The 13,257-nt window shown below is 49.6% G+C and carries 13 protein-coding genes; 9 read left to right on the top strand and 4 right to left on the bottom strand.

Features of this window, described 5'->3' with window-relative positions; translation table 11 throughout:
- Nucleotides 1-65: 65 nt before the first annotated feature.
- Together OGX86_RS08060 and aldA are read left to right on the top strand one after the other, a co-directional pair.
- Nucleotides 66-863 carry a YdcF family protein gene (locus tag OGX86_RS08060; RefSeq protein ID WP_171846022.1) on the top strand — a complete coding sequence of 266 codons (798 nt, stop codon included), beginning with the start codon at nucleotides 66-68 and terminating at the stop codon, nucleotides 861-863.
- A gap of 199 nt (nucleotides 864-1,062) precedes the next feature.
- A complete protein-coding gene (gene aldA / locus OGX86_RS08055) occupies nucleotides 1,063-2,502 on the top strand; it encodes an aldehyde dehydrogenase (RefSeq protein ID WP_048227564.1) in 1,440 nt (479 codons plus the stop codon).
- A gap of 41 nt (nucleotides 2,503-2,543) precedes the next feature.
- Here the strand turns inward: aldA and OGX86_RS08050 are convergent, their stop codons facing one another.
- Together OGX86_RS08050 and gap are read right to left on the bottom strand one after the other, a co-directional pair.
- Entirely contained in the window at nucleotides 2,544-3,470 is a 927-nt protein-coding gene (locus OGX86_RS08050) for an alpha/beta hydrolase (RefSeq protein WP_048214132.1), read from the bottom strand.
- A 126-nt stretch (nucleotides 3,471-3,596) separates the two neighbouring features.
- Nucleotides 3,597-4,598: a type I glyceraldehyde-3-phosphate dehydrogenase gene (gene gap, locus OGX86_RS08045; protein ID WP_008784871.1), complete on the bottom strand. Its 1,002-nt coding sequence runs from the start codon at nucleotides 4,596-4,598 to the stop codon at nucleotides 3,597-3,599.
- A gap of 189 nt (nucleotides 4,599-4,787) precedes the next feature.
- Here gap and cybB point away from each other — a divergent pair, with 189 nt between their 5' ends.
- A complete protein-coding gene (cybB, locus tag OGX86_RS08040; protein WP_008784870.1) occupies nucleotides 4,788-5,318 on the top strand; it encodes a cytochrome b561 in 531 nt (176 codons plus the stop codon).
- Nucleotides 5,319-5,356: 38 nt separating this feature from the next.
- On the opposite strand, the gene OGX86_RS08035 is transcribed toward cybB, so the two are convergent.
- Complete coding sequence (locus tag OGX86_RS08035) at nucleotides 5,357-6,283, bottom strand: DMT family transporter (protein WP_032943549.1); 927 nt, start codon at nucleotides 6,281-6,283, stop codon at nucleotides 5,357-5,359.
- 260 nt (nucleotides 6,284-6,543) lie between these two features.
- Here OGX86_RS08035 and OGX86_RS08030 point away from each other — a divergent pair, with 260 nt between their 5' ends.
- From OGX86_RS08030 to OGX86_RS08015, 4 genes are all read left to right on the top strand, one after another.
- Nucleotides 6,544-6,963, top strand: coding sequence for a translesion error-prone DNA polymerase V autoproteolytic subunit (locus OGX86_RS08030; protein WP_003833182.1), 420 nt, complete (start codon nucleotides 6,544-6,546; stop codon nucleotides 6,961-6,963).
- A gap of 2 nt (nucleotides 6,964-6,965) precedes the next feature.
- Nucleotides 6,966-8,234 (top strand): Y-family DNA polymerase, encoded by a 1,269-nt coding sequence (locus OGX86_RS08025; RefSeq protein WP_168978236.1) that lies wholly within the window; start codon nucleotides 6,966-6,968, stop codon nucleotides 8,232-8,234.
- 149 nt (nucleotides 8,235-8,383) lie between these two features.
- Nucleotides 8,384-9,430, top strand: coding sequence for a porin OmpA (gene ompA, locus OGX86_RS08020; RefSeq protein WP_048227567.1), 1,047 nt, complete (start codon nucleotides 8,384-8,386; stop codon nucleotides 9,428-9,430).
- A 185-nt stretch (nucleotides 9,431-9,615) separates the two neighbouring features.
- Nucleotides 9,616-10,404 carry a hypothetical protein gene (locus OGX86_RS08015; protein WP_286639773.1) on the top strand — a complete coding sequence of 263 codons (789 nt, stop codon included), beginning with the start codon at nucleotides 9,616-9,618 and terminating at the stop codon, nucleotides 10,402-10,404.
- Between the two features lie 490 nt (nucleotides 10,405-10,894).
- On the opposite strand, the gene OGX86_RS08010 is transcribed toward OGX86_RS08015, so the two are convergent.
- Nucleotides 10,895-11,392: a DUF3828 domain-containing protein gene (locus tag OGX86_RS08010; RefSeq protein ID WP_286639771.1), complete on the bottom strand. Its 498-nt coding sequence runs from the start codon at nucleotides 11,390-11,392 to the stop codon at nucleotides 10,895-10,897.
- A 336-nt stretch (nucleotides 11,393-11,728) separates the two neighbouring features.
- Between OGX86_RS08010 and OGX86_RS08005 the strand changes: the two genes are divergently transcribed.
- Together OGX86_RS08005 and OGX86_RS08000 are read left to right on the top strand one after the other, a co-directional pair.
- Nucleotides 11,729-12,004 carry a metal/formaldehyde-sensitive transcriptional repressor gene (locus tag OGX86_RS08005; RefSeq protein WP_003833178.1) on the top strand — a complete coding sequence of 92 codons (276 nt, stop codon included), beginning with the start codon at nucleotides 11,729-11,731 and terminating at the stop codon, nucleotides 12,002-12,004.
- A gap of 32 nt (nucleotides 12,005-12,036) precedes the next feature.
- Nucleotides 12,037-13,155 carry an S-(hydroxymethyl)glutathione dehydrogenase/class III alcohol dehydrogenase gene (locus OGX86_RS08000; RefSeq protein ID WP_008784862.1) on the top strand — a complete coding sequence of 373 codons (1,119 nt, stop codon included), beginning with the start codon at nucleotides 12,037-12,039 and terminating at the stop codon, nucleotides 13,153-13,155.
- Nucleotides 13,156-13,257 lie beyond the last annotated feature (102 nt).

The raw sequence follows: 13,257 nt of genomic DNA, 5'->3' as shown, positions 1-13,257 counted from the left end.
GTAGGCCGGATGAGGTGTAGCCGCCACCCGGCATCTGTACCCGGTAAAGATAAACACCAGGAGTCATCAATATGAGTCAGTTTCCGACACTTTCCGCAACCACCCTCGCGGCTATCAATACCGTAGGGCGATGGCTGGCGCAGAATGATTTTACGGGGAATATCACCGTTCAGTCAGATTGCGTGATTCTGGCAGGGAACGCGGTTATTCCGACCATCGACGCCGCCTGTCGGATCGCGAAAGAGCAACAGGTTCCCTTGCTGATTAGCGGTGGTATCGGTCATTCCACGCGCTTTCTGTATGATGCGATTGCCCAGCATCCGCGTTATAACATCATTCGTACTACCGGACGCGCGGAAGCGGCGATCCTTGCCGATATTGCTCACCAGTTCTGGCAAATTCCGGGTGAGAAAATTTGGGTGGAAGATCAGTCGACAAACTGCGGTGAGAATGCCCGGTTTAGCTGTGCATTACTAAATCAGGCGGCAGAAAGTATTCATACCGTCATAGTGGTGCAGGATCCCACTATGCAACGCCGCACAATGGCCACGTTTCAGCGCGTCACCCGCGATGAGCCGCATGCGCCGCGCTGGTTGAGTTTCCCTGGTTTCATCCCTGAACTGTCTCAGCAGCACAACGGCGTGGATTTTGTGCCTGCCGCAGAAGGTCTGTGGTCGGTAGAACGCTACCTTTCTCTCATTACCGGTGAACTTCCGCGTCTGCGTGATGATGCAACTGGCTACGGGCCCTGTGGACACGATTTTATCGTACATGTTGATATACCCCAGGACGTCGAGCAAGCCTGGCAGCAGCTAAAAAATGATACCGCGCTGACCGACTTACTGGAGAGCCGTTCTCTGTAATTCTTGCTGCCCGTTTGTCGGCGTTTTACGGCAAACGGGCAGAAATCCCACCTGGTTTTTCTCTTTATTCTTACTTTTCCAGACGCTTTTATGAAGCAGTTCACAGAACCGCCACTCCAGCGATAATGCGTCATGCATGATTGATATTAATTAACAATAGTTTTACTTGTTAAAAACAAATCAATCACAGGAGAGCCGCATGTCAGTACCCGTACAACATCCTATGTATATCGATGGGCAGTTTGTGACCTGGCACGATGACGCCTGGATTGATGTCGTCAATCCGGCCACGGAAGAGATTATCTCGCGTATTCCCGATGGGCGTGCCGAAGATGCGCGTAAAGCGATCGATGCCGCGGATCGCGCTCAGCCGCAATGGGAAGCGTTGCCTGCCATTGAGCGGGCAAACTGGTTACGCAAAATTTCTACAGGTATCCGCCAGCGAGCCGATGAAATCAGCGCATTGATTGTGGCGGAAGGTGGAAAAATTCAACAACTGGCTGACGTTGAAGTCGCGTTTACCGCTGATTATATCGATTACATGGCGGAGTGGGCGCGTCGCTATGAAGGCGAGATCCTGCAAAGCGATCGCCCAGGTGAGAATATATTGCTGTTTAAGCGTGCACTGGGCGTGACGACGGGCATTCTGCCGTGGAACTTCCCGTTTTTCCTGATTGCCCGCAAACTGGCTCCCGCCTTGCTGACGGGAAATACCATCGTCATTAAGCCGAGTGAATTCACACCGAATAACGCCATCGCCTTTGCCAAAATTGTTGATGACATTGGTTTACCGCGCGGAGTCTTTAACCTGGTGCTGGGACGCGGTGAAACGGTCGGGCAGGAGCTGGCCGGAAACCCGAAGGTCGCCATGGTGAGCATGACCGGTAGCGTCGGTGCGGGTGAGAAAATTATGGCCGCAGCGGCCAAAAACATCACCAAAGTTTGTCTGGAGTTGGGTGGCAAGGCCCCGGCTATCGTGATGGACGATGCTGACCTTGAGCTGGCGGTGAAGGCTATTGTTGACTCGCGGGTGATCAATACCGGACAGGTATGCAACTGTGCCGAGCGCGTATACGTTCAGAAAGGTATCTATGACCAGTTCGTTAATCGTCTGGGTGAGGCGATGAAAGCCGTGCAGTTTGGCAATCCGGCCGAACGCAATGACATTGCGATGGGGCCGCTGATTAATGCCGCTGCGCTGGCGCGTGTAGAGCAAAAAGTCGAGCGAGCGGTGCAGGAAGGCGCCCGTGTGGTGCTGGGTGGTAAAGCCGTTGCTGGTAAAGGTTATTACTATCCGCCGACGTTACTGTTAGACGTGCGCCAGGATATGGCGATTATGCACGAGGAGACGTTTGGTCCGGTGCTGCCGGTGGTGGCATTTGATACGCTGGAACAGGCGTTGACGATGGCCAATGACAGCGACTACGGACTGACCTCATCGATCTATACGCAGAATCTGAATACGGCAATGAAGGCGATTAAGGGGCTGAAGTTTGGCGAAACCTATATTAATCGCGAAAACTTCGAGGCGATGCAGGGCTTCCACGCTGGCTGGCGCAAGTCCGGGATTGGCGGGGCAGATGGTAAACACGGTCTGAATGAATACCTGCAAACACAGGTAGTGTATTTGCAGTCTTAAGTTTTTCGCCGGGTGAGCCTGTACGCCACCCGGCGCAATTCTCACACTTTGGTGGCGATCCAGTTCATCATCATTTCCGGCCAGATGGCCAGCGGTAACCCTTGCGCATCGCGAATACCAAATCCGTGCTTACCGCGTTCAAACAGATGCATTTCGACCGGAACGCCCAGCCCACGTAGCGAATTAAAGAAAACCAGGCTGTTTTCTACTTTCACCGCCGGATCGTCGATGGCGTGTAGCAGGAATGTCGGCGGTGTCGTGTTATCCACTCGCTCTTCCAGAGAATAGTGGCGCAGATCTTCCTTTTCGGGCGTAGCGCCAACCAGCTCAAGACGAGAGCCCGGGTGGCCGATGTCTTCACGCAGAGTAATCACCGGGTAGACCAACGCCATGAACGCAGGACGCGTTGGTTGCTCGTCTATGCTATCAATCGGTGTATAAACCGGTTCGGCAAACCGGGTTCCCAGACTGGCGGCTACGTGACCACCGGAAGAGAAGCCCAACACACCGATACGATCAGGGTTAATTTTCCATTCATGGGCGTTGGCGCGAATGTAGCGCATGGCGCGCTGGGCATCGGCCAGCGGCGCGTTTGCACCTTCCTCATGGCCATCACCCGGCATGCGGTAGGTCATCACAAACAGGGTATAACCGCGGGCGTTAAAGAATGGTGCCAGTACGCTGCCTTCTTTATCCATCACCACGCGACGGTAAGAACCTCCCGGTGTAACAAGGATCCCTACGCCGTTAGGTTTTTCGGGGGCATAAACGGTAATTTCCGGGGCGCGAATACCGGTGACAGCACGATCATACTGAGATGTTCCTGTATGTCGGGGTTCTGGCGTAAAGACCGCATCGCTGTTTTTTGCTCCGGGGGCTTCACTCTGCGGCCAGAATGAGACGGTGGTTGCGTGGGCAACGGCTTGCTCCATCATGTTTTCTAACGTTTCACGACTCAGTGCTTCCATTACTATGCTCCCTCAGTGGCAAAGGTTAGCTATAGCACAGTCAGTGAATTGAAAACGGGGAGAGACTCACAACGTATTGAATTCGCGGGAAATGAAAGAGGGCGGAGGCAGGCCTCCGCCAGAACATTAGAGCTTGATAAATTTATCCAGCGTACGAATAAGCTGGGTGACAAAACCGTATTCGTTATCGTACCAGGCGACGGTTTTTACCAGTTGCAGATCGCCCACTTCGGTAATCTCGGTTTGTGTTGCATCAAATACCGAACCGAAATGCGAGCCAATGACATCTGACGAGACGATTTCCTCGTCGGTATAACCAAACGACTCATTATTTTGCGTGGCTTTTTTCAGCGCGTTGTTGACCTCTTCAGCAGTGACTTTTTTCCCCAATATCGATACCAGTTCCGTGACAGATCCTGTTTTCACCGGAACACGCTGGGCATGGCCTTTTAATTTTCCGCTCAACGCCGGAATAACCAGACCAATGGCCTTGGCGGCACCAGTGGTATGGGGAATGATGTTCTCTGCTGCTGCCCGCGAGGCGCGCAGATCTTTCCCGCGTGGACCATCAACCAGCGACTGCGTTCCCGTGTAGGCGTGGATGGTGGTCATAGTGCCAAGCTGAATACCGAAGCTATCGTGCAGCGCTTTCGCCATCGGTGCCAGGCAGTTGGTGGTGCACGATGCGACCGAGATAATCCGATCGTTCGCATCCATTGTGTCGTCGTTGACGTTAAAGACAATGGTCTTCATGTCGCCAGCCGGGGCGGATATCAGCACTTTTTTGGCACCTGCATCCAGGTGCGCGTTGGCTTTTTCTGTCGAGGTATAAAAACCGGTGCATTCGATGATTATCTCAGCGCCAGTGGTTTTCCACGGGATATTTTTGGCCTCTTTTTCTGCGTAAACCGCGATTTTTTTACCGTCGACAATCAGCGCGTCTTCGGTAAAGTCGATGCTCCAGGGAAACGGGCCGTAGTTTGAATCGTGCTTTAACAGATAGGCGAGAATTTTGGGCGAGGTGAGGTCATTAATGGCCACAACCTCCACGTTGCTTTTGACTTCCAGTAGCCGACGCAATACCAGACGGCCGATACGACCAAAACCGTTAATGCCAATTTTACTCATGGTTTTCTCCTGTCAGGATGAGGCGGTACGACATATTTTCCTTACCAGGCTTAGTCCAGACAGGCATCCTCGGCAATAGCGGTTCTTGCGGTTAAGCGTAAGCGACTGAAAATGGGTGAACAAAAGTTAATGAATTTTTAACAAAAGCCCGTTATGTTGACGCATTATTGTTTTTATTCAGGAAGTGTTATGGGGAATAAGTATTCTGGCCTGCAAATCGGTATTCACTGGCTGGTCTTTTTGTTAGTTATTGTGGCCTATAGCGCCATGGAGTTTCGCGGATTTTTCCCGCGCAGCTATCGTCCCTTATTCAACATGGTGCACGTATCCTGTGGTATCACGATATTAACGCTGATGGTGGCACGTCTGCTGGTCAGGCTGAAATATCCGGCACCGCCGATTGTGCCAAAACCAAAGCCAATGATGACCGGCATGGCGCATCTGGGGCATCTGGTTATCTATCTGTTGTTTATTGTGCTGCCTATTATTGGGCTGGTGATGATGTACAACCGGGGTAATCCGTGGATTGCATTTGGTATAGTCATGCCGCATGCGGCAGAGGCTAACTTTGATTTAGTGGATATGCTGAAGTCCTGGCACGTGACGCTGGCAAACCTGGGTTATTTTGTTATTGGTTTGCATGCCGTTGCCGCCCTGATGCATCACTATTTCTGGAAGGATAATACGCTGTTGCGCATGATGCCGCGTAAACGCTCCTGAGGTAACGCCCCGCAAATGCGGGGCATTTTTTTAGCCGATTAATTTTCGCAGGGTGGTGCTTTTCGTACGCTTTGAACCTGGGAGACGCGTTTTTTCAGGCTGACGATAGCCAGCGCAACAACAATCAGCACAATACCGCAGCCTTCAACAACGCCAGGCTCTTCACCCAGCAACCACCAGGAAAACAGAACGCCACAGACAGGTACCGCCAGCGTACTTAAGCTGGCAATACTGGCTGGTAAGTTACGCAACACAAACAGCCATAAACTCCATGCCAGCGCCGTCGCCAGCACGGCGCTATAAGCCAATGCCCAGAAAACGACAGGTTGCCAGTCTGGAGCTCGCTGTGGAACCAGCCAGGCCACCAGGCTCATCACCAGCGCGGCATACAGCATCTGCCATGCGGTCAACGCTAACAGATCGATATTCGGATGGCGGGTATACATTCGCTTGGCGACAATCGCGCTGGCCCCCCAACTGATCCCAGAAAGGATCGCCAGTAGCGCGCTCTGCATTGAGGCAAAGTTCAGTTGCCATGGCTGTAAAACCAGCAATAATCCCGCTGCTGCCACGGCAATGGCGAAATACTGTAAACGCCGCATGCGTTCACCGAGGAAAATGGCGGCCATAATCACCACCCAGAATGGCATGGTATAACTCAGTATGGCTACTTTACCTGCACCGCCGCTGACTAGCGCCCATTGTGATAATCCAACCATGCCGCATGTTTGTAGCAAGGCGATCGCTAACGTATAGCCGAAAGGTGTCGGGCGCATTCCTCGGCCACGCAGTAACAGAACGATGAATAACAATAATGCGCCAAAAGAACAGCGTAGTGCGGTGAAGTCGAACGCGCCGATGTAGTGCGTGACCTGTTTCATCGCGATCCAGCTGTAGCTCCAGATGAGCGTTAAGGTGATGAGGCCGCCAATGGCCAGCGGATGACTTTTCCCTGCGGTGGTCATAATGTGTCCGTTTTAATGATTTTAGTACGCCACTATACGCGCTTTCAGGGCGCCGTAGTCGTTATCATTCCGGCTGAGTACATGTCGCGAAAATTTGTACTTTCTTCTGTGGAATAAAACCGAAAATTATTTTTCCAGATAGCATAAACGCTTACCGGCAAGATGATTAAACAACGCTCAGTTCGCCACGTCTGTCACTTGATCACTGTCCTCATTAAAACTACTGTATATAAATACAGTTATATGAGAGGCAGATTATTATGTTGTTTTTCCAGCCAGTTGAACATCCCGAAATCAAACACTTCCCGCTATTTAGCGATCTCGTGCCCTGCGGTTTTCCTTCTCCGGCGCAGGATTACGTTGAGAAACGTATCGATCTTAACGACCTGTTGGTGCAGCATCCCAGCGCAACCTATTTTGTAAAATCGTCTGGCGACTCCATGATGGGGGCAGGGATCGGTGCTGGCGACTTGTTGGTAGTCGACAGTGCCAGAAAAGCGGCCCACGGAGACATTGTGATTGCTGCTATTGAAGGCGAATTCACCGTTAAGCGCCTGCAATTGCATCCGGTGGTGATGTTGAAGCCAGAGAACAGCGCCTACGCACCGATCATGATCGGCAGCGAGGACACGCTGGATATATTTGGCGTGGTGACATTTATCATTAAATCCGCGGGCTGATCATGTTTGCGCTGGTGGATGTTAATTCGTTTTATGCCAGTTGTGAATCGGCATTCCGACCGGACCTGAAAGGTAAACCCGTTGTTGTTCTTTCAAATAATGATGGCTGCGTCATTGCCAGCAGCGCGGAAGCGAAGGCGCTTGGCGTCAATATGGGAGCACCATACTTCAAACAGAAAGATCTGTTCAGGCGCTGCGGCGTGTTCTGCTTTAGTTCGAACTACGAGCTGTATGCGGATATGAGCAGCAGGGTAATGTCGATTCTGGAGGAGCTGTCTCCGCGCGTGGAAATGTACAGTATCGATGAAGCCTTTTGTGATTTAACTGGCGTGCGAAACTGCAGGGATCTTACAGATTTTGGTCGTGAAATCAGAGAAACCATTTTACAGAAAACGCGCCTCACGGTTGGGGTCGGTATCGCCCAGACCAAAACCCTGGCCAAGCTGGCGAACCATGCTGCCAAAAAGTGGCAGGAACAGACTGACGGGGTGGTGGATCTCTCGAATATTGAGCGTCAGCGTAAGCTGATGGCTGCGCTCCCGGTTGATGAAGTCTGGGGTGTCGGACGACGTATCAGTAAAAAACTGGACGCTATGGGCATTAAAACGGTCTGCGACCTGGCGGATACCGATATTCGCTTTATCCGCAAACATTTCAACGTTGTGCTTGAGCGCACTGTGCGGGAATTGCGCGGTGAACCGTGCCTGGCGTTGGAAGAGTTTGCGCCAGTTAAGCAGGAGATCATTTGTTCAAGATCGTTTGGTGAAAAACTCACGGATTACAATGCGATGAGAGAGGCTATTTGTACCTATGCTGCACGTGCTGCGGAAAAATTACGCAGAGAGCACCAGTTCTGCCGGTTTATCTCTACGTTTATCAAAACCAGCCCATTTTCCCTGAATGAACCGTATTACGGTAACAGCGCATCGATAAAACTGCTGACACCAACCCAGGATAGTCGGGAAATTATAAGGGCGGCCACACGTAGCCTGGACGCAATATGGCGGGAGGGGCTGCGTTATCAAAAAGCAGGGGTCATGCTGGGCGATTTTTTTAGTTCTGGCGTTGCGCAGTTGAATTTGTTTGATGACAACGCCCCACGGCATAACAGCGATAAGCTGATGGCCGTTCTGGATACGCTCAATGCTGATAAAGGTAAAGGAACGCTCTATTTTGCCGGACAAGGTATACAACAACCGTGGGCGATGAAGCGAGATATGCTCTCACCGCGTTATACAACGAGATACAGTGATTTACTGCGGGTTGGGTAGGGTGGTTATCGTAAATAAGTCTTAAGAGCGATTCTAAAACTGTCCAGAAATAAATAAAAAAACGATTATCAGCCGCCATTAAAAATTTTATTGTAGCGCCGACTAACAGATAACTAACTGACAAACGGCAAGTCTATAATAGGAAATTTATGAAAAAGACGCTTATTACACTCATTATTGCAAATGCGCTGACCGCGACTACGGCATTTGCCGCAGCGGATGCGGGAACCTGGTATGCTGGTGGGAAATTTGGTTGGTCGCATTACTTTGATACCAGCGCAAGCCAGCAAACGGGGGCTAATGGTAATAAATATGGTGATGTTGGTTTTGATAGCGATAACGTCGGTGGTGGTGTATTTACAGGCTATCAGATTACTCCATGGCTGGCAGTTGAAGGCGGTTATGACTATTTAGGCAACATGCAATTCAACGGTAAAAATGGCGCATCTGGTTCTCAAATGAAAAGTCAGGGCCTGCAATTATCTCTGAAGGCAAGTTATGGTCTGACAGATAATTGGGATCTCTACGGCCGTGCAGGGGCAATGGGATATCGCGCGGAGTCAGATATTAAAGGCAATAACCGCTTTGATACCGGTGTGCGTCCGGTTGTGGCTGTCGGTACGGAATATGCCTTTAACAAGAACTGGGCTGGTCGCGTGGAATACCAATGGGTGAGCAACGTGGGTAATGAAAACCAGATTGGCGTATCAAGCGATGTTAGTTCCGTTACCGCTGGGTTGTCATATCGCTTTGGCCAGCATGACGACGCGGAGGTTACGCCTGCTCCGGCAGTTGCCGCCACTCCTGCGCCTGAACCTCAGCGTTTTAACTTAAAATCTGATGTGATGTTTGGTTATGATTCAGCAGCACTAACCCCAGAAGGGAAAGCGGCGATTGCGCAGCTATACCGAAACCCCGGTCTGCAACCGGCAAAAGATAAAGCGACCGTTGTTATTGGCTATAGCGATCGCACCGGAGCCGCAGATTATAACCAGCAACTGTCGGCCCAACGCGCGCAGGCTGTCGCCGATGAATTAGTCGCATTAGGTATGCCGGCTGCAAACATTACTGCACAAGGATATGGTTCGAGTGATTCTGTCACGGGATCCAGTTGTGATGGGCAGACCGGACAGCAGCTGATCAATTGTCTTGCTCCAGATCGCCATGTCGTTGTTGAGATCACTGATAAGCACTAAATCGGTGTACAAAAGCCCTCCTCATTATTGAATGGGGAGGGCTTTTTTATTCGCACAGTGAACTATCATTAACTGTGACAAATTAAAGGTGTTAGAGCGTAATTATGTTCATAGAATCCTTAGTTTCGAGAACTAAAGGTAGATTATGGCGTTATTTTCTGCCACGGTTTACTCTGAAAAATCATGTGGATGATCAAGTATATAATTACTATGGTGTTTACTTTTCGGATGTAAAACAAGAAAAATATCAGCTTGTGAATCTAAGAGGCAAAAATGTTGTGCTTGAAAAATGGCATGCTGAGCAGCACGCCTATATGGAGAAAATAAACCTTCCACTCAATGATATTGAAAAAATGAATGTTGAGATTATTCATTGGAGAAAGCAAGGTCCGTTAAGGTTTGATTCGATTTTTCTTTTTGCAATAAATTATTTTACGCGTATTGCTTATGCAAAAAATGCTCTGGCGAGAGCAAAAAGCAATCTCTTTTTTTCATTCGCCAGTAACAGGGCGTTGAATGGACTTGATCGTATAATGTTGCTACAGATGCTGGTGAACGAATATGTACATCAATCGCCAGAGAAAACTCACACTGGAGTGACATGTGATGAGGTTATTGATCTATTGTACGGGACGCTTTGGTATAAACATATCAAGAATGAAGATTTCAGGAGGAAGGTCTTTCTGCTGCTCCAGTCACTTGTAATTACAGAGGATGTCAGATTTAGTGATGAAAAATATTATATACAAGGCAAGGCTATTTCAACAATTATTTCATGGGAATCTGAAGATAAACGGGAAAAGCAGCAGATCAGGATCCAGAAAAATATTAGTCGTTTGATGCTTGTGATTACCGCGTCCACATTGATGATCACCCTGGCAATACTGGCTCAGGCAGGCATTATTAATTTACATAATCTTTGGGTGCATCTGACACAGTTAAAGCCAATCAGGGTGTTGTTCAAATTAATGTGATAAAAAAACAATTTTTTTAGTCCTGGCAGTAATACAAACTTGTGATGCTGCGTTTCTCTGCTGCCGTACTCCTTGAAATGCTGAATAATATCCGTTCCCTCGCGATGGCCTGTGATGAGGTATTGATAAATCTGCTGCGGTGAACCATAAATTAGTAATCCTGGTTGCCCTGGGCGTTATCGTTCGGTTTTTTCATTGGGGTGGAAAGTTCCGTGAATGTTGCGGTGACGTCCTGATCGGGGCAGTGATCATGATGTTTGCAGCAGCTCACCTCCCAAACGTAACGTTCACTATCCCGCAAGTTGGCGAGGTCACATTTACACACAATGAGATCGTGTTTGTGTTGGGTATGCTCGGTTATAAGGGGCTGAAGGAAGTTATCTTCGGGGTATTAAAAAACGGTTTGGTATCGATTTGCGCAAGCTTATAGCGCAACGAAAAAATAATTAAGGGGAATGAAGCCCGTACGAATTAACGGGCTTTACATAGATTACTTTAGACTGATGTTCGGCAAGATATCCTGTCTGGCTACAGATTGAACTTTCCAGGCCCCGCCTTCCTGCATCATACAGTCGATAACGGTATGTGCTTTATTCGTTCCAAACGACACATAAACTTGCATACACACGGGATCATAATCTGACGACACAATCTCGATCTGCCGCCAGTCTTCACTATAATCCTGGGCTTTGATAAACATATCAGAGTCCGGTACGTCTTCGGTATTGGGGTCAGCCGCATTAGATTTTTTCAATGCGGCAATCGTGCTGGTAGTGACGTAAGGTTTAAGTCCAGCGTAATCCGTTAAAGGATTTTTCTCTTTTAACAATTGTGCAATATACCAGTGATTAAATTTCAATGCTGCTGCCTCTGGACCAGTAGGGGAAACAGTCGCGAACGCGGAAGTGCAGATTAATAGGCTGGTAAATATTAATAATTTCATATCAATTGTGCCGAATTTCAATATTTGGGAAATGATATTAGACACTAATCATCAACCAATTAGCTAAACAGTTATACATCAAAATCAGCCGCCCTCGGGCATTTTTTTATTGCCAGTAATCAGCACCCAGCTCCATCGCAGCGTAGTGACTATTAGAAGGTGGTTGACCGCCGCCAGCGGGAACTGGCGACAGTCATTCATACCCACATAGCGCTATGGATATAAACCGGGGGGCCGTTTGCCTGCACAGGCGATAGTAAACGGGTGTCCGCATATATCCGATAACAGCTTAATCTAAGCTACTGATATTAAATAAATCATATATTTTACAGCCAAATAACAAATCTGATAGTATACCCCCCTATAGTATCTGGAGGGCGTATGCCGCATTCACCTGAAGACAAGAAACGCATTCTCACCCGTGTACGCCGTATTCGCGGTCAAGTTGATGCGCTTGAGCGTGCACTGGAATCTGGCGAACCGTGTCTGGCTATCCTGCAGCAAATTGCCGCTGTGCGCGGTGCATCAAATGGCCTGATGGGCGAAATGGTTGAGATCCATCTGAAAGACGAGCTGGTCAGTGGGGAAACTACGCCAGACCAGCGTGCCGTGCGTATGGCTGAAATCGGCCATCTTCTGCGTGCTTATCTAAAATAACATCATCACCTCGCAATAATGGGAAGAGACAAATGAAATCACGTGCAGCAGTTGCATTCGGCCCCGGCCAACCGTTAAAAATTGTCGAAATCGACGTCGCACCGCCAAAGAAAGGTGAAGTGCTGGTTAAAATTACCCATACCGGCGTGTGCCACACCGACGCCTTTACGCTCTCTGGCGACGATCCGGAAGGCGTATTCCCGGCGGTACTTGGCCATGAAGGTGGCGGCATTGTGGTTGAAGTAGGCGAAGGCGTCACCAGTCTGAAACCGGGCGATCATGTGATCCCGCTGTACACCGCAGAGTGCGGCGAGTGTAAGTTCTGTAAATCGGGTAAAACCAACTTGTGCCAGGCCGTACGTGCGACCCAGGGCAAAGGTCTGATGCCGGATGGCACAACGCGCTTCTCGTATAACGGTGAGCCGATTTATCACTATATGGGCACCAGCACCTTCAGCGAATACACCGTTTGCGCGGAGATCTCTCTGGCGAAGGTTAACCCGCAGGCCCCGCTGGACAAAGTGTGTCTGCTGGGTTGTGGCGTGACCACCGGTATCGGAGCAGTCCATAACACCGCAAAAGTGAAAGAAGGCGACACCGTCGCCGTATTTGGTCTGGGCGGTATTGGTCTGGCGGTAATTCAGGGCGCGGTGCAGGCGAAAGCCGGGCGTATTCTGGCCGTTGATACCAATCCGGAAAAATTTAAGCTGGCAGGTGAAATGGGCGCGACTGATTTCATCAACCCGAAGGATTACGACAAACCGATTCAGGATGTGATCGTTGAGCTGACCGATGGCGGCGTGGATTTTAGCTTTGAATGTATCGGCAACGTTAACGTGATGCGTGCGGCACTGGAATGTTGCCATAAAGGATGGGGCGAAAGCATCATCATTGGCGTGGCGGGAGCAGGGCAAGAGATCAAAACGCGTCCGTTCCAACTGGTTACCGGGCGCGTCTGGCGCGGTTCCGCGTTTGGCGGCGTGAAAGGGCGTACTCAACTTCCTGGCATGGTTGAAGAAGCAATGAGTGGGAAAATTCAGTTGGATCCCTTTATTACCCACCGTTTACCGCTGGAGCAGATTAACGAAGCGTTCGATTTAATGCATCAGGGTAAGTCCATCCGTACCGTTATCCACTTTGGCGATAACTGATTCATTGGCCAGCGGATTTAACCGCTGGCACTTTCCTGAATTTTTTAGAATTATGTTGTGAAAGTGTGACGAATCCGGCGCTTTTCACGGTAAGTAAACTTC

This window comes from Citrobacter sp. Cpo040 (assembly GCF_030332915.1).
Classification (GTDB): domain Bacteria; phylum Pseudomonadota; class Gammaproteobacteria; order Enterobacterales; family Enterobacteriaceae; genus Citrobacter; species Citrobacter portucalensis.
The sequence above is the reverse complement of the archived record's forward strand: the minus strand, read 5'-3'. Positions and strand labels throughout refer to the sequence as shown.

Coding starts and splice junctions, on each gene's coding strand:
- aldA (WP_048227564.1), top strand. CDS start 1,063: ATGTCAGTACCCGTACAACATCCTATGTATATCGATGGGCAGTTTGTG.
- OGX86_RS08050 (WP_048214132.1), bottom strand. CDS start 3,470: ATGGAAGCACTGAGTCGTGAAACGTTAGAAAACATGATGGAGCAAGCC.
- gap (WP_008784871.1), bottom strand. CDS start 4,598: ATGAGTAAAATTGGCATTAACGGTTTTGGTCGTATCGGCCGTCTGGTA.
- cybB (WP_008784870.1), top strand. CDS start 4,788: ATGGGGAATAAGTATTCTGGCCTGCAAATCGGTATTCACTGGCTGGTC.
- OGX86_RS08035 (WP_032943549.1), bottom strand. CDS start 6,283: ATGACCACCGCAGGGAAAAGTCATCCGCTGGCCATTGGCGGCCTCATC.
- OGX86_RS08030 (WP_003833182.1), top strand. CDS start 6,544: ATGTTGTTTTTCCAGCCAGTTGAACATCCCGAAATCAAACACTTCCCG.
- OGX86_RS08025 (WP_168978236.1), top strand. CDS start 6,966: ATGTTTGCGCTGGTGGATGTTAATTCGTTTTATGCCAGTTGTGAATCG.
- ompA (WP_048227567.1), top strand. CDS start 8,384: ATGAAAAAGACGCTTATTACACTCATTATTGCAAATGCGCTGACCGCG.
- OGX86_RS08005 (WP_003833178.1), top strand. CDS start 11,729: ATGCCGCATTCACCTGAAGACAAGAAACGCATTCTCACCCGTGTACGC.
- OGX86_RS08000 (WP_008784862.1), top strand. CDS start 12,037: ATGAAATCACGTGCAGCAGTTGCATTCGGCCCCGGCCAACCGTTAAAA.